Raw genomic sequence first — 19,970 nt, 5'->3', positions numbered from 1 at the left:
GCGGATAATCACAATCTGAGCGTGCGGTTCTGCCGCCGCACCCCGGGAGATCACGATGCGCCCCCCGCGCTCCAGCCTCATCGCGCTGGCCGCCCTCCTCAGCGGCAGCCTGGCCTCTGCCGGGTCCCTTCGTGCAGCGACGGTCTCGCCGGACCAGCCAGCCGCCGATGTCCCGGCATCGCAGCCCGTGGTCCCACCCGCGCAGGCGGCTCCGGCGGCGGCGGTCCCGGCGGCACTGCCCGATTACAAGCCCGAGGCGCCGGCGCCCGAGCCGGCGCCTGCTGCCGCGGCGCCGGTCGCTCCGGCCGATCCGCTCGGCGCCGCCGTCTTCGCCCGCCTCGCGGAACCCGCTCCCCTTCTGCTCCGACTGACCGGCAAGGATCGCGATACGATCCGGAGCTTCTACGAGGCTCGTACCTACAAGCCGCTCTGGATCTCCGAAGGCGCCTGGACCGAGGCCGCGAAGGCGGTGTCGGCGCGGCTGGCGGCCGCTGCCGAGGACGGCCTCGACTCCCGCGCCTACACCATCCCGCCTCTCGCCGATAAACCGGACGAGAAGGCGGTTGCTGATGCCGATCTTCGTCTGTCCGCAGCGGCGGTCCTCTATGCCCGGGATGCGCGAGGCGGCCGGATCAATCTCGCCTCGATCTCGCGGCTGATCACCCCGCATCTCGATCTTCCCGCCGGGAACGACGTGCTGGCGAAGCTCGACGAGGCCGGTGCGAAGGCCGGAGTGGCACTCCAGGCCTACAATCCGGCGACGTCGGGCTATCAGGCCCTCAAGACGCGGCTCGCTGCCCTGCGCGGCCCCGCACCAACCGCCGTGAAGCCGTTGCGTCTTCCGCCCGGACCAGCCCTCCGCGTGGGTATGCACGATGCCCGCGTGCCGCTGCTGCGGGCGCATTTCGACCTCGCGAGCCGTCCGGCCGGAACGCTCGACAAAGGTCCCGGAGAACCGGACGAGTATGATGCCGGTGTCGCCGACGCGGTGGCGAAATTCCAGCGCAGCCGCAGTCTGCCGGGGAACGGCGTCCTGAATGTCCAGACGGTCCTGGCCCTCGCCGATGCGGGTCGCGGAGCGCGGCCGACCGGCGGCGAGGCCGAACTCATCGTCAACATGGAGCGGTGGCGCTGGCTGCCGGGCGACCTGGGCTCGGATTACATCCTGGTTAATGTGCCGGAATACCGCCTGCGCGCCTATCGGGGCGGCGTGATGCGCGACGAGGCGCGGGTCATCGTCGGCAAGCCAGAATCGCGCACGCCGCTGTTCTCGGGACTGATGGAATATGCCGTCGTCAACCCGTCCTGGTACGTCCCCCCTTCGATCCTGAAGACGATGGCGCCGAAGCTCGCCGGCTACGGCGGCAAGACCTGGGGCGGCTACGAGGTCGTGCGCCGCGGCGGCCACGTCTCGCTGCGCCAGCCGCCGGGCGAGCGCAATGCGCTCGGCTTCATCAAGTTCATGTTCCCGAACCAGCATGCGGTCTATCTGCACGACACGCCGAACCGCTCACTGTTCTCCGCTTCGAAGCGGGATTTCAGCCACGGCTGCGTGCGCGTCGACGATCCGTTCCGCCTAGCCGACGTGGTTCTGCCGAACTGGTCCGAGGATAAGCTGAAGAAGCTGATCGGCAAGGGCGAGCGCACGATCCGCCTGCCGGATAAGCTGCCGGTTCACCTCGCCTATTTCACCGCTTTCGTGGACGATGGCGGGACCTTCCGCACCCTGCCGGATCTCTATGGTTACGACGCGCCGATGCGCGCTGCCCTCGGTCTTCCCGGAGGTGGCGGACCAGCCATCGCCCGCCTGCCCGACGAGTCGCCGCGTCAGAAGGCGGAGCGGGCGCCGAAGCCGGCGGCGCGGACGGTCCAGCGCCGCACGACCCATCGTCCTGTCGCTGACGCCGATGCGTGGCCGACCGAGCGCTACGAGGAGAGAGATGGGCCGCGCCGGCCACTGCGCCGTGCGGCCCGGGCCGACAGCGCGCCGGAATACGGCGAGCCCGGCCTCTGGACGCCTGCGCCGCAGCAAGCTGCGCCGCGTGGGTGGTGGTAGACCGCCCGAGCCTTCCGCAACTTTCGCGTGCGCGGCCGCACAGCCGGGCACGATTTCGCCACGGTCGAGCCTTAGCCGTTTCGGCTGCGAACCCGGTTCAACAGGCGTCGGGTCAGGCTGTCGGGAGAGGATCAGGACCGTCGTGCCCAGTCTCCCGCGCGCCCTTCGACATCTGACCCTTGCGCTCTCCGGACTTGTCCTCGGTCTAATCGCCGGGACGGCCGAGACCGAGGACGCTGTCGCCAACGGCGACACCCGTTCGCTGACGATCTACCACACGCACACGCAGGAAAGCGCGACCATCACGTTCAAGCGCGATGGTCGCTACGACCGTGCAGCCCTCGAGCAGCTGAACTGGCTTCTGCGCGACTGGCGGGTCAACGAGCCTACCAAAATGGATCCGCGGCTGTTCGATACGGTCTGGGAGGCCTACCGTCAGGTCGGCGCGGCGCAGCCGATCCACGTCGTGTCGGCCTACCGGTCCCCGGGGACCAACGCGATGCTGCGGCGCCGCTCCAAGATGGTGGCGGAGTACAGCCAGCACATGCTCGGCAAGGCGATGGACTTCTTCCTGCCGGATGTCTCGATCGACCGAATCCGCGAGGTGGGGCTCGTGATGCAGCGTGGCGGCGTCGGCTGGTATCCGCACGCCGGAACGCCCTTCGTTCACCTAGACGTCGGCTCCGTGCGGATGTGGCCGCGCATGACCCACGATCAGCTCGCCCGCCTTTTCCCGGACGGCAAGACCGTGCTGCTGCCGAGCGACAATCGCCCCTTCCCCCGCTACGAGGAAGCCAAGGCCGAGATCCTCGCCCGCGGCGGCACCGTGGCGGGCCTCACGACGCAGATGGCGAGCGGCGAAGAGGAGGATGGGCCCGGCCTGTTCGGCTTCCTCGCGAGCCTGTTCGGCGGCGGTCGGTCCGCACCAGAACCCGCTCCGGTGCAGCCTCCCGCGGCCGTCGAGAAGAAGCCGCGGCGCGCGCCGGTCGTCGCCGTGGCAAGCGCGGATCCGCAGGATCCGGTGGGCGCGCGGACGGCCCTTGCCTACGCGGCGCCCGCGGCCGACGACGTGTTGCGCACCGCGCTGGTTGAGCGCGGGCAGGCAAAGAGTTCCGACGCCAGGCCGCTGGACGCAAAATCGCTGCTCACCGCAAGACAGGCGGCACCCGCCGAGGACGCGCCTCCTGCTGTAACAGCTCCGCTGCCACCGCGGCGCCCCTCCGATCTTGCCGCCGTCGTGGCGAGCCTGAACATGCCTCTGCCGCCGCCGCGCCCGGTTCAGTTCGCAGCGCTGGACGGGGGAATGGCCAATCTCTCGGCTGGCAGCGACATCCGCGGTCTCGGCAAGACGGCGCCGCCCGGCACGGTTCGCGCACGCTCCCTCGTGGCTCCCGACGCCGATGCCAAGGTGCAGTTGCGCGCCCTGTTCGATTCCGTATCCGCCGGTTCGGTGGCGGCGCCTGCGAGTCGCGGCGCTCCCGTGCATGTCGCCGCAACGCGACTGCGCGGCGCTGCCCCAGACGCGGTCGTCGCCGCAGCCCCCGATCGCGTCACGACGCGTTTCACTGCGCGCAGTCCGGGCGACGACCTTCCGAGCCGCTTCACCGGCTCGGCGGCGCGTGCATTGCCCGGGGCCCGATAATCCGGATTTGCATTCGGGGGTCGGCCCGTATCGCCGAAGCCTCGGGGGTGAACGGGCTGCGCGGACCGGACGGCACCGGCCTTCGGCCTAGCGCAATGGCTTGGACAGATTGACCGCCAGGGCACCGACCAGGGTTGCCGCGTAGCTGTCGTCCTGCGTCGCGGTGATGCGTTCCGCTTCGCCGCCGCTGTTGGCTGCGACCGACATCATCAACATCGCGCCCGTAGCGAGACCGCCGAGACCAGCAACCATAGCGAGATAAGCGCGCACGGCCGCGCGCGGAACTGCCGCGACCGCTTCGGTCTCGGTGAGGCACAGCGGCGATGGGCTGTGAGACATGATGAGGGCCGATTCTGACGGGCGATGCTGAACCCGACGCGGGCCGATTAGGCGCACGCGAGACGTACCCGTTCAATCGAAGAACGCCTCACAATGAGTCGAGTTCGACCGATAGGCGAGTTTTTCCACTGATCCTCATACGAACGGTTGATATCCGAAAGGGGGACGCCGTCCGGCGCCCCCGACCCGGGTTCAGCCTTCCTTGCCGGCAACCTTGCCGAGGGCCGCCTGAGCGGCTGCGAGCCGTGCGATCGGCACCCGGTAGGGTGAGCATGACACGTAATCGAGCCCGACTTCCTGGCAGAAGCCCACCGAGGCGGGATCGCCGCCGTGCTCACCGCAGATGCCGAGCTTGATGTCCGGACGCGTCTTGCGGCCGCGCTCGACGCCGATGCGCACCAGCTCGCCTACGCCCTCCTGGTCGATCGTGATGAACGGGTCGGCTGGCAGGATGCCCTTCTGGGTGTAGGGGCCCAGGAAGGTGGCGGCATCGTCGCGGGAGATGCCGAGCGCCGTCTGCGTCAGATCGTTGGTGCCGAAGGAGAAGAACTCCGCGGTCTCGGCGATCTGGCCGGCCATGAGGGCGGCGCGCGGCAGCTCGATCATCGTGCCGACCTGATAATCGAGCGTCGCGCCCTTCTCCTCGGACACGGCCTTCGCCATGGCGTCGATGCGCGCCTTAACGATGTCGAACTCGGCGCGGGTGAACACGAGCGGCACCATAACTTCGGGCGTCACCGGGCTGCCAGTATCGGCTGCGGCCTGGACGGCCGCCTCGAAGATCGCTCGGGCCTGCATCTCGGCGATCTCCGGGAACGCGATCGCGAGACGGCAGCCGCGGAAGCCGAGCATGGGATTGTGCTCGGACAGCTCGCGCATGCGGTGCCGGATCTTCTCCTCGGAAACACCGGTCGCCTTAACGACCTCGGCAACCTCGGCATCGGTGTGCGGCAGGAACTCGTGGAGCGGCGGATCAAGCAGGCGGATCGTGACCGGGAGGCCGGACATGATCGTGAACAGCTCGAGGAAATCCTGGCGCTGGTAGGGCAGAATCTTCGCGAGCGCCGCGCGCCGGCCTTCGGCATCGTCGGCCAGGATCATCTCGCGCACCGCGATGATGCGGTCACCCTCGAAGAACATGTGCTCGGTGCGGCAGAGACCGATGCCCTCCGCGCCGAAATTGCGCGCCGTGCGCGCGTCCGTCGGCGTGTCGGCATTCGCCCGCACCTTCATGCCGCGAATTGCGTCGGCCCACTCCATCAGAGTGGCGAAGTCGCCCGACAGTTCGGGCTCCAGCATCTTCACCTCGCCCTGAATCACCTGGCCCGTCGACCCGTCGACCGTGATCTTGTCGCCGGCCTTCAGCGTCGTGCCGCCGACCGTCAGGGTCTGCGCCTTGTAGTCGATCCGGATGGAGCCGACGCCGGAGACGCAGGGCTTGCCCATGCCGCGGGCGACCACGGCCGCGTGGCTGGTCATGCCGCCACGTGTGGTGAGGATGCCCTCGGCGGCATGCATGCCGTGGATGTCCTCGGGCGAGGTCTCGATCCGCACAAGGATGCACTTGCGCTCGGCCTTGCGGTGCGCCTCCGCGTCTTCGGAATTGAAGACGATCTCGCCCGTCGCGGCGCCCGGTGAGGCCGGCAGGCCGGACGCGATGACCTTGCGGTCCGCCTTCGGGTCGATGGTCGGATGCAGGAGCTGGTCGAGCGCACCGGGCTCAACCCGGCCGATCGCCTCCTCGCGGGAGATCAGCCCCTCGCCCGCCAGATCAACGGCGATGCGCAGGGCCGCCTTGGCCGTGCGCTTGCCGTTGCGGGTTTGGAGCATCCAGAGCTTCCCCTTCTCGATGGTGAATTCCATGTCCTGCATGTCCCGGTAGTGCGACTCCAGGATCCCGTAGATCCGGGTCAGCTCCGCGAAGCTCTCGGGCATGGCCTTCTCCATGGAAGGCTTGTCGCTCTCGGCCTCGATCCGGGCCTTTTCGGTGATGTTCTGCGGCGTGCGGATACCCGCCACGACGTCCTCACCCTGCGCGTTGATCAGGAACTCACCGTAGAGCGCCTTCTCGCCGGTGGAAGGGTTGCGGGTGAAGGCGACGCCCGTGGCCGAGGTGTCGCCCATGTTGCCGAACACCATGGCCTGCACGTTGACGGCCGTGCCCCAGCTCTCCGGGATGTTGTTCAGCTCCCGGTACTTCTTCGCCCGCGGAATCATCCAGGAATTGAACACGGCGCCGATTGCGCCCCAGAGCTGGTCATCCGCGCCCTGCGGGAAATCGGAGCCGTGCTCGTGGCGCACGATTTTCTTGTAGGTCTGGATAAGCGTTTTCCAGTCGCCGGCGCCGAGCTCGGTGTCGAGTTCGAAGCCTTTGCCCTCCTTGTACTGCTCCAGCGCCTCCTCGAAGGCGTGATGCTCAACGCCCAGAACGACGTTCGAGTACATCGTTATGAAGCGGCGGTAGGAATCGTAGGCGAAGCGCTCGTCTTCGGCCTCCTTGGCGAGCGCCAGAACTGTCTCGTCGTTGAGTCCGAGATTCAGCACCGTGTCCATCATGCCGGGCATCGAGGCGCGGGCGCCCGAGCGGACCGACACCAGGAGCGGGTTGGCCGAGTCGCCGAACTTGCGGCCTGTGAGCGTGCCCACCTGCATGAGCGCGGCCGCGACTTGGTCCTTGAGCTCCGGCGGGTAGGCCTTGCCGTGGTCGTAGTAGTAGGTGCAGACCTCGGTGGTGATGGTGAAGCCGGGCGGGACGGGCAGACCCAGGTTGGACATCTCGGCGAGGTTGGCGCCTTTGCCGCCGAGCAGGTCGCGCATCTGCGACTTACCCTCCGCCTTGCCGTCGCCGAAGGCATAGACCCACTTCGCGCTGCCGGTCGCCATGTCGATCCCGTCCGTATCTGGTGCCCGGCGCCGGCCGAGCTGATGGGCGGGGTTGGACCATCCCGCAGCGCAACGCAAGATGAACGCGTGATGGCGTTGTGCGTGCGCTGCTGACGGGTTCGGCGGTCTGTCAGGTCCGCGACGTCGCGGCGCGGGCGCTGCTCCTCAATGCAGGATTCCGAGCCCGATCACGCCGACGACGATTAGGTAGATCGCGACGATGTAGTTGAGCAGCCGCGGCATCACCAGGATCAGGATCCCGGCGAGGATCGCGATCAGCGGCTGGAGGTTCGAGATGGAGATGGTCACAGGTGCCTCCTTGGACCGAGCTGGGCCGCCGGTATCGACGCCCCTACCGTATGGAGGTTCCCTGTAGCTTGACCGGAGCGGATGGCTGATCCGGTCGCTCCGGAGCCGATCAGGGCTTCGGCGTCGGCGTCTCGGTGCCCGGGATCGGGTCCTTGGCCTCGCCGGTGGGCAGGCTCGCCGCGATCGTCGGGTGCGACAACTCCGGATAGGGCGCGATCACGTTGGCGCCGTTCAACGGCTTGTTGGCGCCGTTGTGGCAGGTGGCGCAGTTGATCTTCGGCGCGTCGCCCAGGACCCCGAGCCGGTTCCGCGGGAAGGTCGAGGTCAGCGGCTGAAGATAGTCCTGGTTCAGGTCGCGCACCATGCGGATGCCGTACCAGGCATGGACCCGGTTGGGCGTGCTGGTGTCCCACTGCGCCACCGAACGTGTGTTGTGGCAGAAGGTGCAGTTCACGCCGAGCGATTGCGACATGCTGATCATGATCGCGAAGGTCTTCTCCGCGTCCTGGATCGGCTTGCCCTTGGTCTCCGGCAGCGCCGTAGTGGCGTTCACCCGGATCGCGTCGTCGGAGGTCTCCTTGTGCTGATAAAACGCTTGATAGACATCGTAGGGCAGCGAGGTATTGCCGACCTCGGGTGATGCCAAATTCTGGCTGTTGTTGCGTGGGATGAACTGCCCGGCCCCCTGGACAGGACGATCGAACCAAATGTTGGCCGGAACCGGATTGCCCCGGTGGCAGGTGTAACAGGTCACACCGGCCTGATGGACGTGATTCTCCTTCCAGGACGCGTTGATGTACTGGGTCATCTGGATCATGCGTCGAGCGACACGCTTCTGGTATAGTTCGTCGGAAGCCATGTTCTCCGTGCTGTGGCAATACGTGCAGCCCTGCTGTGGCGCGACCCACTCGGTGATCGACACCATCAGGCGATTGAACTGTTCGGCCGAGAGATCGCCCAGGACCTGGACGTTCTGATAGACGGCCGAGGCCTTGTCGCCCCCCGCATCGGCCGGGTCGGCCGGCGCCGGTGCGACGTTGGCGGCCGCTAGCGCCTCGTTTCCAGCGCGGGTGCGGATCAGGTCCATGCCGGTTCCGCGGAAGCCGGTCTGCTTGTTCGCCATCGGCGGATGGGTCCAGCCCGCGCCCCCGAACATCGCGATGGTGAGGAACAGAGCTAGCGCCCCGCCGATCACCGCCAGAATCGTCTTCATGACGGCCTCCTCACGGCTTCATGCCGGGTGCGAGTTGGGCGGGATCCACGATCGGACCGTAGACCTGCGGATAGGCAGGGGCGACGTGGTGCTTGACAGCCCACAGGTACCAGTTGTCGACTACGGTCCCGGTGAGAAGGATGCCGATGCCGCCCGTCAGCGTCGTCAGGACCGCGAACCACCAGGCCCAGCGATGGACGGATTCCATTGTGGCATTGAAGCCCATGGTCCAGCGCCAGAACAGGGCGGCGCGTTCGGTGGCAGTCCCGCGGTCGACGATCTGGTCGATCTCGCGCTCCGCGCCGTAGCGCGAGGAAGCCAGGATGGTGCCCCCGTGCATCGCGAACAGCAGCGTCGATCCGTAGAGGAACGTGATCGAGAGCATGTGGAACGGGTTGTAGAACAAGTTTCCGTAGCGGAGCGAGAAGGCGGCGGTCCAATCGAGGTGCGGGAAGATGCCAAAGGGTACGGCCTCCGACCAGGACCCCATCAGCAGCGGCCGGATGAAGCCGAGGACGAGGTAGAGCCAGATCGCCGACGCGAAGGCCCACGGCACATGGGTACCGAGGCCGAGAGCCCGTGCTCGCCGGTAGAGGTGGACCCACCAGAGCAGGATCGAGGCCGTCAGGAAGAAGCCGGCGATGAGCCACCAGCCGCCCTCGTTGAGCGGCGGCAGAACACGCAGCCCGTATTTCGGCAGCGGCGGCTCGAGGGCGAGCCACGGCAACTGCCGGACGAACTGAACCGGATCCCAGTTCACCGAGGCCCACATGTTGAGGCCGATGATCTCGAAGGCGATCAGCCCGCAGGTGATCGAGAGGGCCGCGATGTAGCCGATATAGATCGGGCCGACCTGACTGTTGCCGATGAGCCCGAACAGGTAGCTGTTGAACGGCTTACCGACCCGGTCGTCGACCGCCACCGGAACCCCGTGCTCCGGTACTAGCGGGCGCACCTGTACCTGCGTGAAGATGTTCTGGTAATAGGTCATGGCCTGCCCTCCCCCGGGATTGCCGCGCGCTCGGCGGCGGCGACCCGCGTTATTCCCCTCGCTCCGCTCCGATTGCGTTCGGCCCGTCACCGCCACACGGGAAGGTTGAGCCACCAGCCCCACCATTGCGGCCAGCCCTGCGTCCAGAACGGTCCGCTGATGACGATGCAGACCGCGCTCCAGAACCCGGCCGACAGGGCGAGGAACAGGCCGAGGCGATGGATGCCGAGTGTTCCGATCGAGTAGCCGATCGTGTCGCGGAAGAAGGTGTCCTCGTGCTCGGGCGTCTTCACGACCTCGCCCTTCTTCGGGTTGGTTGCCGAGAGGATCAGGCCGCCGTGCATCGCCAGGGCCAAAGTCGTCGTGAAGAAGAACGTTACGGCCAGCATGTGTGCCGGGTTATAGTGGAAGTGCAGATACTGATATCCGGTATTTGACACCCAGTCGAGATGGCTGAGTATGCCGTACGGGAAGCCGTAGCCCCAGGCGCCCATCAGCAACGGTCGGATCACGACAAGGGTGAAATAGGCGAAGATCGCCATCCCGAAGGCCGCGGGAACGTGGTAGCCGATGCCGAGCTTGCGGCAGATCTCGACCTCGCGCAGCGCCCAGGACACGAACGATCCCAGCGCGCACATGGTGATGATCTGCCAGAGGCCGCCCTCCTTCAGCGGCGCGAGCCTCAGGCCGTAGCTGATATCGGGCGGCGCGATGTTGATCTGCCAGATGTTCCATGTCGGCCCGATCGCCGCGCCGTAGATGACGAGAGCGGTGCCCAGCACCGTGAAGAACATCCCGACCACGCCGAAGAAGCCGACGAAGAACGGCCCGACCCAGAAGTCGAACAGGTCGCCGCCGAGCAAAGTGCCGCCGCGGACCCTGTATTTGCGCTCGAAGCTCAGCATCGCCATGGCGGCTGCTCCTCAGTCAGGCCGGAGAAGAGGAAGGATGAGGTGACCGCGGCCTTCGCGCGCCGCGGTCGGGACCGGCGGTCAGGCCGGCATCTGCGGCAGCGCGAGCGTGATGGTATTCTCGGCGGCCTTGTTGTTTCTCGGACCGTCCAGCCAGTTGAACCGGTCGGTCGAGAGCAGGATAAAGTGGATCAGCAGCGCCAGGATGAAGAGGAAGGTGAACAGAGCCACCAGCGTGCGCCGCGGATCGAAGAGCAACCAAACCTTGTGCATCCGATCCTCCTCAGCCGATCATCGTGACGAGGGCATGAGCCGCATCGCGGACGCCATCGAGAGAGGCGTAGCCCTGCGGTCCAGGGAGCCACGGACGCCACAGCCAGACAAGGATGTGGGCGACCACGGCAATCGCCGTGAAGATGAGGAAGCTTGTCAGGAAGATCGCGTGGAACTCCTTGGCTTCCGGTTCCGTCAGCCCGGACAGGCTGCTCGGTCTTTCTGTTGTGACGGGTCCACTCGCCATCGTTCAGACCTCCGTGTGTTGGCCGCGCCTCTGGCGAGGCGCGACGGGTTCAGCCGTGAGGCCTTGCGGCGGCCACGGCCCGACTTCCCCCGCGTCACCGGACGGAAGCATCTCGAGCAGGGCGTTCAGCCCATGAAGGCGAAGGGGATCGCCTGCACCGCCATGGCGCGGGCCTCGCCGAAGACCGAGCGGCGCGCCGGCGTCAGGCCCGGGCGGGCGGCCTCGCGGGCCGGCCGGAACCGGTTCAGCGTCGCGGCGGCGAGGAAGAACGGGTAGGTCGCCGCCAGGATCAGCCGGAACTGGATCTCTTCCTGGTGCTGGCGGTCGGTCGCGACCATCGTGCGCATCGTCAGGTCTCCTCTGGGTGAAACGGTGAGGCGGGTCATGCCGGGATCCCCCCGGCGAGATCGGCCCGGGCCCGCGCCACGTGGGCGGGCGCGACGGCCTCGGATTCGGCGTCGCGGGCTGCCCGCTCGGCGGCGTCGCGCAGGCGCTTGGCGGCGGAGATGCGCGCGAGCACCGGCTGGGCCTCGACCAGGGCGTCGAGCGCCTGCCGGGCGGCCTCGTCCCAGGGCAGCTCGGCGTGGCGCCGGGCCGGGGTCGCCTCGACCTTGTCCATGTCACGGGCGAGCGGCAGGATGTGGAAGAGGGTATCGAACAGGGCGTTGCAGACCTCCTGGACCAGGTAGGTCGCCCCGGCGTAGCCCATGAAGGGCGTGCCGGTGTGCCGCCGGATGATCGCCCCGGGGAACGAGGCCGGGAGGTAGGTCGCCCGGGCGCCGCACTCTGCGAGGTACATCCGCTCGTTGAACGAGCCGAAGAGGACCAGGGGCGGCTTCGCGGCGATCGCGGTGCGGACAGCGGCGTTGTCGGGCTTCAGCCCGGCCGAGCGCCCGAAGGCGAAGTGGCAGGGCAGGCCCATCTCGTCTTCGAGGAAGTGCCGCACGCCTCGCGCGTAGGTCTCGGTGGCGACGATGCCGAAGCTTGCCGTCCCGAAGAAGTCCTGGGTCACCGAGCGCCAGAGATCCCAGACCGGCTTGATGGTCGTGTGCCGCTCCCGCTCGATGAACGGCTCGGGATCGAGACCCAGGATCTCCCCGAGCGAGCGCAGGAACTTGGTCGTCGACAGGATGCCGATCGGCGCCTGCAGGTAGGGCCGCTCCAGATCCTCGCAGAGCAGGCGCCCGAATTCCCGGTAGAGGCAGATATTGGCGTCAGCGTTGACGAGCTTCGGCACGTCCGCGAGGTGCGAACCCAGGGGGAAGGTGAGGTTCACCTCGGCGCCGATTCCCTCGACCAGCCGCCGGATCTCGGCGAGATCGGAGGGCATGTTGAAGGTGCCGTAGGCCGGCCCGATCAGGTTCACTCGCGGCTTCTCGCCGGCCTTCTTCTCCGGCCGGGCCGGGATGCCCTTCTTGGCGAATTTCTTGGCCCCGTATTCCTGCCAGAGCCAGCGCATCGCCCGGTCGGCGGCCTGCCACTGGTCCTCGTCGATGGTGCGCGGCAGGAAGCGCTGGAGGCCCGTGCCCTCCGGCGTAACGCCGCCGCCGATCATCTCGGCGATGGAGCCGGTGACTACCACGCTGGGCTGACCGGGATCGAGGGTCGCGTGGGCACGCTTCATCGCACCCTCGGTCCCGTGCCGGCCGAGTTCCTCCTCGGCGAGACCGGTCACGACGATCGGCAGCTCGTGGGGCGGTAGCGCGTCGGTGTAGTGCAGCACCGAGGTCACCGGCAGGTTCTCGCAGCCGACGGGACCGTCGATGACGACCTGCAGGCCCTTGATCGCCGTGAAGACGTAGACCGCGCCCCAGTATCCTCCGGCCCTGTCGTGATCGAGGATGAGCATCAGGCCATCTCCCCGATCGGCTTCTTCGGACCCTCGATCTTCGGTCCCTGACGCTTCTGCGGCACCTCCTGCCAGACGCCCGCGGCGTGGCCGGTGCCGACGCCCTCGAAGAAGTCCCGCATGGCGTCGAACCGCGCCTTATTGCCGAGCGCGGCGTTGATCACCGTGGCGAGCGACCCGGCGCCGGCCGCACCCATGAGCGGGCGCGCCGAGATCAGGTTGGTGAAGTAGAGCGCCGGGGTGCCGCGCTCCTTCGCCCGCTGCACGACCGGCGTCGTGCCGATGGCGAGGTCCGGCTTCAGCGACTCGAACGCGTAGAGGTCGTCTTCCAGGGACGCCCGGTAATGCACCTGCGTGCCGCGGGCCTCCAGCCAGTCGCGGTCGGCCTCCGACCACGGCGTGCGCGGGCAGGCGGTGCCGACATAGGAAACCTCGGCGCCGCTCTCCACGAGGAGGCGCGCCACGAGCAGCTCCGAGCCCTCGTAACCGGAGAGTGTGATCCGGCCCCTGATCGGCATCGCACCGAGCGCCCCGCGGATACCCGGCAGGATCTTGTTCTTGGCCGCCTCGACGGTGGCGCGCGCCACCCCGCAGGCCTCGCCGATCCGGTCGAGCCAGTCGGCGGTGCCGTCAACGCCCACGGGGGCCGAGCCGACGATCGGGCGGCCCGCCGCCTCGAATTCGCGGATCGAGGCCGTGTAGAACGGGTGGATCGCCGCCACCGCGGCACAGTCGAGGGCCGCGTAGAGTTCGCGCCACTCGCGGGTCGGCACCACCGGGCCGGCTGACAGCCCAAGCGGCTCCAGGAGCGATCCGATCACCACCGGATCGGCCGGAAACACCTCGCCGAGGAGCGCCACGCTCGGGCGCTCGGAACGGCCACCGCGCGGCGCAGCAACGGGGCCCTGCTCGGCTTCCGCGCGCGCGAACTTCAGCATCGCGCCGGCCAGGACGTCCTTGGCCTCGGCATGGGTCGGCACGCCGAAGCCCGGCACGTCGATGCCGATCACCCGGACGCCGTCGATCTCCTTGGGCAGCAGGCGCAGCGGCACGCCGGAGGCCGTCGGGACGCAGAGATTGATGACGACGACGGCGTCGTAGTCCTCCGGCTTCGCGATGGCGTGGACCGCCTCGCGGATGTCCTCGAACAGCTTGCCGGTGACGAGCGTCTCGGAGTTGAACGGCACGTAGCCGACGCTGCGCCGTGCGCCGTAGAAGTGCGACGTGAAGGTCAGGCCGTACACGCAGCAGGCCGAGCCCGACAGGATCGTCGCCGTGCGCCGCATGCGCAGGCCGACGCGCAGCGAGCCGAAGGCCGGGCACATACTCTGCGGCTGGTCGTGCGGTCCCTGCGGATAGTCGCTGCGGAGCTGCGCCAGGGTCTCCGACATGCCGGCGGCCTCGGCGGCCGCAACCATCACGTCCTTGCCGGCGTGGCAGCCGAGCCCGTCGCCCTCGGTGGGGGCGCGGTCGATCGTCGAGGCCGCCTGGCGAGCCCGGAGATCGGCGATGTCGAGGGAGACGGCCATGCCTCAAACCTCGTCGTAGACGACTTCGAGGGACGGCTTGGTCACGTGCGCGACGCCGCACATGTCCTCATGGGTCGCGGGGACCAGGACCACGTCGCGGCCGGTGGTCTCGCTGGAGAACAGGCCGAGCAGGCCATCCTGCGAGAGCGGCGTCGGGCGGTGCGGCGCGGCCTCGGCGACGTTGGCGGCGAGCTCCGCGAACAGCGAGCCCCAGCGCCCCTCCGGCTTGCCGATGATCTCGTAATTCGCGCTCTTGCGCCGGATGTCCTCGTCAGCGGGGATCGAGGCCAGGACGGGAATCCCGGCGGCCTCCGCGAAGGCCTGGGCCTCGCCTGTGCCGTCGTCCTTGTTGATCACGAGGCCGCCGACGCCGACATTGCCGCCGAGCTTGCGGAAATACTCCACCGCCGAGCAGACGTTGTTGGCGACGTAGAGCGACTGCAGGTCGTTCGAGCCGACGACGATGACCTTCTGGCACATGTCCCGGGCGATCGGCAGGCCGAAGCCGCCGCAGACCACGTCGCCGAGGAAGTCGAGCAGGACGAAGTCGAAGCCCCACTCGTGGAAGCCGAGCTTCTCCAGAAGCTCGAAGCCGTGGATGATGCCGCGACCGCCGCAGCCGCGTCCGACCTCGGGGCCGCCGAGTTCCATGGCGTAGACACCGTCGCGCTTGAAGCAGACGTCGCCGATCGCGACCGCCTCGCCGGCGAGCTTCTTCCTGGTCGACGTCTCGATGATGGTCGGGCAGGCCTTGCCGCCGAAGAGGAGCGAGGTCGTGTCGCTCTTCGGGTCGCAGCCGATCAGCAGGACTTTCTTGCCCTGCTGGGCCATCATGTAGCTGAGATTGGCGAGGGTGAACGACTTGCCGATGCCGCCCTTGCCGTAGATCGCGATGATCTGCGTCTCTTTCTTCGCCGGTGCGGTCACGACCGCATCGGGCTCGATCGCGGCCTCGGCGCGGAGCTGGGTCGCTTGGGACAGGGCGGCCTTGTTGAGCTGAACGTTCACGCGGCGTCCCTCCAATCGAGGATCATCTTCAGGCAGCCCGGGTCCGCGAAGGCGGTGCGGTAGGCGTCCTGGGCCTGTGCCGCCGGGGCGCGGTGGGTAATCAGCCCGTCGAGGGAGAGCCGGCCGCTCTCGATCAGTCGGGTTACCGCCGCCGTGTCCTCGGGCCGGAACTCGGCGGAGATCCGGATCCGGGCCTCGCGCATGAAGGCGGGCGGGAAGGCGAAGCTGAGGGGCGCCTCGTAGAACCCGGCGAGGACGATCTCGCCTCCCGTTGCCAGACGGGCGATCAGGTCATCGAGACCCGCGGCGTTCCCGCTGACATCCGTGATCGTCGCGTAATCGCGGCGCGGATCCGCGTCGGGCGCGACGACGGTGTAGCCGTGTTCACCCGCGGCCCGGACGGGGTCGGTTTCCCAGACGGTGGGCGCGGCGCCCGCTGCCACCGTCAGCCTGGCGAGCAGGCGGCCGAGCACGCCGTGCCCGACAAGGAGCGGCGTTGCGCCAGGCGCGAGGCGTCCGAGGGCACGATGGGCCGTGGCGGCGAGGGCCAGGAGGCAGGCCTGCTCGCCCAGGGCTTCATCCACCGCCACGAGGCGGGCGGCCGGGGCTACCAGATGGGACGCCGCGCCCCCGAACAGGCCGCGGACGGAGCCGAAGCAGCGTGCCCCCGGGACGTACACCGTCTGGCCGACCCGGACCGAGGCGCCGGCATCCGCCTCCACGACGGTCCCGACGGATTCGTAGCCCGGAACGAGTGGGTACCCCATGCCCGGGAAGGGCGGCATCCGGCCGGACCAGAGCAGGCGCTCGGTGCCGGTGCTGATCCCGCTCCAGGAAACGGCCACAACCGCGTCCGCCTTGCCGGGCGGCGTCAGCGCCAGGCGCTGAACCGAGAGCTTCTCCGGGTTTTCCAGAATGACGGCCAGGGCGTCCATGGCTGGAATCGTCCACCCCTTGTGTTGCGACTCTCTCCGGTTCGGAGCCGCCAAGTGTCATCCTAAATAGACACAACTCGACGTCAAGCGACACTTACATTTTTGGGGCTGTTTTTTGGGCTTGCAGCACCCGCGTGAGCAGGGGGCGACGGGTCGAATGCTCACGCGTGGCAGTGAAACCTGCCGCCTCGAGCATCGCGCGGAGTTCCTCGGCGCGGCGTGGTCGACCGGAACCCATCGCCAGGAGGTAGAAGCCGAAATAGGCGTCGCCGACCGGCTCCGCGCCGGGCGTTCCGGCCATGGGCTCGGCGATCAGCAGCGTGCCGCCCGGTGGCAGCGCCGCATAGGCCGCCCTGAGCAGCGCCTGCGCAGCCTCGTCATCATGATCGTGGACGATCCGTACCAGGGAGATGATGTCGGCGCCCGAGGGCAGGCCGCCGTGGAAGTCGCCGCCGCGGCAGGTGATCCTCTCGCTGAGGCCGGATTGCCCCAGCCGAGCGGCAGCACGATCGGCAACGGCAGGCAGGTCGAACAGAGTCAGGCGGGGCGCTGCGTGCCGCGCCGCAACCGCCTGCAGGAAGGCGCCTTCGCCGCCGCCGACATCCATGAGGTGCCGGACCCGCGAGAGATCGCAGGCGTCGAGCACGTCCTCGGCGATCAATGCCTGCGAGGCGCCCATCAGGCCGCTGTAGGGTGCAACTGTGCGCGCGTCGCCCGCCCCGCCCGAGGCATAGGGCCAGTAGCCCGCGAGGCGGGTGGGCTGCGCCTGTCCGCGCAGCAACGCGACCGGATCCGCGAGATCGGCGTAGAGGAGCGCATGATGCTCGATCATGGCGGCGACGCCGGGATTGCCGACGAGCGCGGCTCCCAGATCGGCCAGCCCGAAACGATCTCCCGACAGGGCGCGCAACAGCCCGAGGGACTCGGCGGCGCGCAGCAGGCGCCGCGTCCTGTCCGGCGTAAGGTCGAGCCGACGTGCCAAGATATCGACCGACACTGGTCCATCGGCCAGGATCGCGAACAGATCGAGGCGGATGCAGGCGGTCAGAACCTGCGCGTAGACGAAGCCCGCGCAGAGGTCGAACAGCGCACGCGTGTTCCGGCGGGCGATATGGCGGGTGAGCGGGAAGCTAGCAGCCCAGCGCTGGAAGTCGGGACTCGCGACGAGGCGGTTGCGCCATGCGAGCCACCTGTCTGCCCAAGAGGATGGGACAGGCGGCACCGTGCCGGAGCCGGGGAGCGATCCGGCGCTCAGGCAACCACCGCCCGCAGGCTCGCGGGCAGGAACAGCCGCGCCTGCGCCTCGATCTCGGCGGTCAGGGCGGCCATACCCGGGCAGGCCGGGATCGACGCCACCGCCTCGCGGGTGAGCCGGGACAGGCGATCCAGCGCGCCTCCTCTCCCCAGAAGCGCGGCGGCGTTCGGACGTCCCAGCGTGGCGTCACGTCCAGCGGGTTTGCCGATCTCCTCCTGCCGACAGGCGACGTCCCGCAAGTCGTCGGCGACCTGATAGGCCTCGCCCAAGCATTCGCCGAGGCGCCTCCAGGGCTCAGGCTCGGCTCCCGCCGCGGCGGCGCCGGCGACGGTGGCGGCGGCGAACAGGGCGCCGGTCTTCGCCTGCTGGTAGTCGCTCAGGCTGACATGAGCCTCCGATTCCCAGGCCTGCCCCGCAGCGATGCCCGACGGAGACCCGGCGGCGCGGCCGAGAAGGCCGACGAGGCGACCGAGCCGCTCGGGATGACGGAAAGCGGCGCGGGCCAGGGTTTCGAAGGCGAGAACGATCAGTGCATCGCCGGTCAGGACGGCGATCGGTTCTCCGAATGCGACGTGGATGGAGGGCTTCTGCCGCCGCATCGGCGCATCGTCGAAGCATGGCAGGTCATCGTGGACCAGCGAGGCGCAATGCAGGATCTCGATCGCTGCCGCGGCCGCTTCGGAGCCGGCCGGGTTATCGTCGCCGCAGGCGCGGGCGACCGATAGGCATAAGCGGGGACGAATCCGGTGTCCGCCCGGGAACACCGCGTATCGCAGCGCTTCCGCGAGAAGGGGCGGCGCGCCGGGCGCCTCCGCGTAGGCAACGGCGCGATCCAGCGCCATCTCGATCCGCCGACCGGACTCCATGCGTTGCCTCCCGTGTTGAGATCGGTTGTCAGCAACAAGTGTCATTTCTTATTGACACTTTCAGGGGAGGAGATCAATCCCGTTCTCAGGGAGAACGCGGAGCGAGCATGGCGCAGGAACGCGTCGTCGTGATCGGAGCCGGGATCGGTGGCCTAGCCGCCGCTCTGCGGCTGGCCCATGCCGGATTCGATACGACCGTTCTGGAACGCGCGCCCCATCCCGGTGGAAAGATGCGGGCCGTTCCGGTCGGAGACCGCGCCGTCGAGGCCGGACCGACGGTTTTCACGATGCGTTGGGTCTTCGAGGAGCTGTTCGCGGATTGCGGCGCGCAACTCGCCGAACGGGTTTCGCTGGCACCGGCGCACCTCCTCGCTCGTCATGCCTGGAGCCGGCACGAACGCCTGGATCTCTTCGCCGACATCGAGGCATCGGCCGAGGCGATCGCCACCTTCGCGGGTTCGCGCGAGGCGGATGGCTACCGGCGGTTCTGCGCTCGCTCGGCTGAGGTCTACCGGACCCTCGAGGGTCCGTTCATCCGCGAGGGCCGGACGGGTCCCGCCGGGCTCGCGCAGCGGGTGGGGTTGTCGGGCCTCGGCGATCTCTGGCGGATCCAGCCTTTCACCACGCTCTGGTCGGCACTGGGCGCGTATTTCCGCGATCCGCGGTTGCTCCAGCTGTTCGGACGCTACGCCACCTATTGCGGCGCCTCGCCCTTCACCGCGCCGGCGACCCTGATGCTCGTCGCCCATGTGGAGCAGGCGGGCGTCTGGACCGTCGCAGGGGGGCTCAGCGGGCTCGCGCGGGCGGTGGCCGATCTCGCCGCGGAGCGGGGCGCGATGCTCCGCTACGGTGCGGAGGTCGAGCGTATCCTCACCGGAGGCGCCCGCGTCATTGGCGTGCGCCTCACGGACGGCACAATGGTCGCCGCCGACCGGGTCGTCTGCAACGCCGATTGCGCCGCCCTCGGCGCCGGCCTGCTCGGTCCCGAAGCCTCCGCTGCCGGCGAGCATCTCGCGCCCGGCGAGCGCTCGCTCTCTGCGGTCACCATCTGCGCCGAGGCAGTCGCCACCGGATTCCCGCTCGCGCACCACACGGTGTTCTTCTCGCGCGACTACCGGGCCGAATTCGACGCGCTCCTGCGCGCCCGTCGCCTGCCCGACGATCCGACCGTCTACATCTGCGCTCAGGACCGGGACGCGGCGGGTGCCGCGCCGCAGGGATCGGAACGCCTGCTCATGCTCGTCAACGCACCGGCGGATGGCCGGGAGAAACCGCTCACGCCGTCGGAGACCGAGACATGCGAGAGGAATTTGATCCGCCGGGTGCAGGCCTGCGGGCTCGCCCTGGACTTCACCTCGTCGGCGGTCATGACGACCCCGCGGGACTTCGACGCCCTGTTTCCCGGGACGGGGGGAGCTCTCTACGGGCGGGCGGCGCAGGGCTGGGCGACGACGTTCAAGCGCGCGGGCGCGCGCACGGCTCTTCCGGGCCTCTACCTGGCGGGGGGCTCGATCCATCCCGGGCCGGGCGTGCCGATGGCGGCGCAATCAGGTCGGCTGGCAGCGGCAGCGATCCTGGACGACCGCGATTCGACGGCGCGGTCGCGCGTGGTGGCTACGCGTGGTGGTACGTCGATGCGGTAAGCGACGACGGCCGCCAGGGCC

At 68.6% G+C, this 19,970-nt stretch carries 18 protein-coding genes; 3 read left to right on the top strand and 15 right to left on the bottom strand.

The features are described 5' to 3' along the window. Positions 1-55: 55 nt before the first annotated feature. Together CIW48_RS00905 and CIW48_RS00900 are read left to right on the top strand one after the other, a co-directional pair. Positions 56-2,056 carry a L,D-transpeptidase family protein gene (locus tag CIW48_RS00905; RefSeq protein WP_149308214.1) on the top strand — a complete coding sequence of 667 codons (2,001 nt, stop codon included), beginning with the start codon at positions 56-58 and terminating at the stop codon, positions 2,054-2,056. 142 nt (positions 2,057-2,198) lie between these two features. After that, complete coding sequence (locus tag CIW48_RS00900; RefSeq protein WP_149308212.1) at positions 2,199-3,698, top strand: DUF882 domain-containing protein; 1,500 nt, start codon at positions 2,199-2,201, stop codon at positions 3,696-3,698. Between the two features lie 87 nt (positions 3,699-3,785). Here CIW48_RS00900 and CIW48_RS00895 read toward each other — a convergent pair whose 3' ends face one another. The 15 genes from CIW48_RS00895 to CIW48_RS00825 all read right to left on the bottom strand — a co-directional run bounded on the left by CIW48_RS00895 (position 3,786) and on the right by CIW48_RS00825 (position 18,306). Next, positions 3,786-4,037, bottom strand: a complete 252-nt coding sequence (locus CIW48_RS00895) for a hypothetical protein (RefSeq protein ID WP_149308210.1) — start codon at positions 4,035-4,037, stop codon at positions 3,786-3,788. Between the two features lie 192 nt (positions 4,038-4,229). Continuing rightward, complete coding sequence (gene ppdK, locus CIW48_RS00890) at positions 4,230-6,920, bottom strand: pyruvate, phosphate dikinase (RefSeq protein ID WP_149308208.1); 2,691 nt, start codon at positions 6,918-6,920, stop codon at positions 4,230-4,232. 165 nt (positions 6,921-7,085) lie between these two features. Continuing rightward, complete coding sequence (locus CIW48_RS00885) at positions 7,086-7,229, bottom strand: DUF3096 domain-containing protein (protein ID WP_091779253.1); 144 nt, start codon at positions 7,227-7,229, stop codon at positions 7,086-7,088. A 109-nt stretch (positions 7,230-7,338) separates the two neighbouring features. Next, positions 7,339-8,442 carry a photosynthetic reaction center cytochrome PufC gene (gene pufC, locus CIW48_RS00880; RefSeq protein WP_091779255.1) on the bottom strand — a complete coding sequence of 368 codons (1,104 nt, stop codon included), beginning with the start codon at positions 8,440-8,442 and terminating at the stop codon, positions 7,339-7,341. Positions 8,443-8,452: 10 nt separating this feature from the next. Next, positions 8,453-9,433 (bottom strand): photosynthetic reaction center subunit M, encoded by a 981-nt coding sequence (pufM, locus tag CIW48_RS00875; protein WP_149308206.1) that lies wholly within the window; start codon positions 9,431-9,433, stop codon positions 8,453-8,455. Between the two features lie 86 nt (positions 9,434-9,519). Next, positions 9,520-10,344, bottom strand: a complete 825-nt coding sequence (pufL, locus tag CIW48_RS00870; protein WP_091779257.1) for a photosynthetic reaction center subunit L — start codon at positions 10,342-10,344, stop codon at positions 9,520-9,522. Positions 10,345-10,425: 81 nt separating this feature from the next. Continuing rightward, complete coding sequence (pufA, locus tag CIW48_RS00865; RefSeq protein ID WP_012319766.1) at positions 10,426-10,617, bottom strand: light-harvesting antenna LH1, alpha subunit; 192 nt, start codon at positions 10,615-10,617, stop codon at positions 10,426-10,428. Positions 10,618-10,627: 10 nt separating this feature from the next. Next, positions 10,628-10,864 (bottom strand): light-harvesting antenna LH1, beta subunit, encoded by a 237-nt coding sequence (gene pufB / locus CIW48_RS00860; RefSeq protein ID WP_043349888.1) that lies wholly within the window; start codon positions 10,862-10,864, stop codon positions 10,628-10,630. Between the two features lie 125 nt (positions 10,865-10,989). Next, positions 10,990-11,211: a hypothetical protein gene (locus CIW48_RS00855; RefSeq protein ID WP_173009146.1), complete on the bottom strand. Its 222-nt coding sequence runs from the start codon at positions 11,209-11,211 to the stop codon at positions 10,990-10,992. A gap of 35 nt (positions 11,212-11,246) precedes the next feature. Continuing rightward, entirely contained in the window at positions 11,247-12,713 is a 1,467-nt protein-coding gene (gene bchZ, locus CIW48_RS00850; RefSeq protein ID WP_149308204.1) for a chlorophyllide a reductase subunit Z, read from the bottom strand. After that, positions 12,713-14,242 (bottom strand): chlorophyllide a reductase subunit Y, encoded by a 1,530-nt coding sequence (gene bchY / locus CIW48_RS00845; RefSeq protein ID WP_149308202.1) that lies wholly within the window; start codon positions 14,240-14,242, stop codon positions 12,713-12,715. Before bchY ends, bchZ begins: the two co-directional genes overlap by 1 nt. Before the next feature lie 3 nt (positions 14,243-14,245). Next, positions 14,246-15,250: a chlorophyllide a reductase iron protein subunit X gene (locus CIW48_RS00840; RefSeq protein WP_149308200.1), complete on the bottom strand. Its 1,005-nt coding sequence runs from the start codon at positions 15,248-15,250 to the stop codon at positions 14,246-14,248. Further along, positions 15,247-16,185, bottom strand: a complete 939-nt coding sequence (gene bchC, locus CIW48_RS00835) for a chlorophyll synthesis pathway protein BchC (RefSeq protein WP_149308198.1) — start codon at positions 16,183-16,185, stop codon at positions 15,247-15,249. Before bchC ends, CIW48_RS00840 begins: the two co-directional genes overlap by 4 nt. Before the next feature lie 94 nt (positions 16,186-16,279). Beyond that, complete coding sequence (locus CIW48_RS00830) at positions 16,280-17,407, bottom strand: methyltransferase (RefSeq protein WP_149308196.1); 1,128 nt, start codon at positions 17,405-17,407, stop codon at positions 16,280-16,282. A 29-nt stretch (positions 17,408-17,436) separates the two neighbouring features. After that, entirely contained in the window at positions 17,437-18,306 is an 870-nt protein-coding gene (locus tag CIW48_RS00825) for a polyprenyl synthetase family protein (protein ID WP_149308194.1), read from the bottom strand. Between the two features lie 107 nt (positions 18,307-18,413). Between CIW48_RS00825 and crtD the strand changes: the two genes are divergently transcribed. After that, positions 18,414-19,949, top strand: a complete 1,536-nt coding sequence (crtD, locus tag CIW48_RS00820; protein ID WP_149308192.1) for a 1-hydroxycarotenoid 3,4-desaturase CrtD — start codon at positions 18,414-18,416, stop codon at positions 19,947-19,949. The last annotated feature ends 21 nt before the right edge of the window (positions 19,950-19,970 follow it).

This window comes from Methylobacterium sp. P1-11 (assembly GCF_008329595.1).
GTDB lineage: Bacteria > Pseudomonadota > Alphaproteobacteria > Rhizobiales > Beijerinckiaceae > Methylobacterium.
This window is presented reverse-complemented; position numbering and strand designations above follow the sequence as displayed.

Bases quoted from the DNA above. Each gene is read 5' to 3' on its own strand.
- CIW48_RS00905 (WP_149308214.1), top strand. From the start codon at position 56: ATGCGCCCCCCGCGCTCCAGCCTCATCGCGCTGGCCGCCCTCCTCAGC.
- CIW48_RS00895 (WP_149308210.1), bottom strand. From the start codon at position 4,037: ATGTCTCACAGCCCATCGCCGCTGTGCCTCACCGAGACCGAAGCGGTC.
- ppdK (WP_149308208.1), bottom strand. From the start codon at position 6,920: ATGGCGACCGGCAGCGCGAAGTGGGTCTATGCCTTCGGCGACGGCAAG.
- pufC (WP_091779255.1), bottom strand. From the start codon at position 8,442: ATGAAGACGATTCTGGCGGTGATCGGCGGGGCGCTAGCTCTGTTCCTC.
- pufM (WP_149308206.1), bottom strand. From the start codon at position 9,433: ATGACCTATTACCAGAACATCTTCACGCAGGTACAGGTGCGCCCGCTA.
- pufL (WP_091779257.1), bottom strand. From the start codon at position 10,344: ATGGCGATGCTGAGCTTCGAGCGCAAATACAGGGTCCGCGGCGGCACT.
- pufA (WP_012319766.1), bottom strand. From the start codon at position 10,617: ATGCACAAGGTTTGGTTGCTCTTCGATCCGCGGCGCACGCTGGTGGCT.
- pufB (WP_043349888.1), bottom strand. From the start codon at position 10,864: ATGGCGAGTGGACCCGTCACAACAGAAAGACCGAGCAGCCTGTCCGGG.
- CIW48_RS00855 (WP_173009146.1), bottom strand. From the start codon at position 11,211: ATGCGCACGATGGTCGCGACCGACCGCCAGCACCAGGAAGAGATCCAG.
- bchZ (WP_149308204.1), bottom strand. From the start codon at position 12,713: ATGCTCATCCTCGATCACGACAGGGCCGGAGGATACTGGGGCGCGGTC.
- bchY (WP_149308202.1), bottom strand. From the start codon at position 14,242: ATGGCCGTCTCCCTCGACATCGCCGATCTCCGGGCTCGCCAGGCGGCC.
- bchC (WP_149308198.1), bottom strand. From the start codon at position 16,185: ATGGACGCCCTGGCCGTCATTCTGGAAAACCCGGAGAAGCTCTCGGTT.
- CIW48_RS00825 (WP_149308194.1), bottom strand. From the start codon at position 18,306: ATGGAGTCCGGTCGGCGGATCGAGATGGCGCTGGATCGCGCCGTTGCC.
- crtD (WP_149308192.1), top strand. From the start codon at position 18,414: ATGGCGCAGGAACGCGTCGTCGTGATCGGAGCCGGGATCGGTGGCCTA.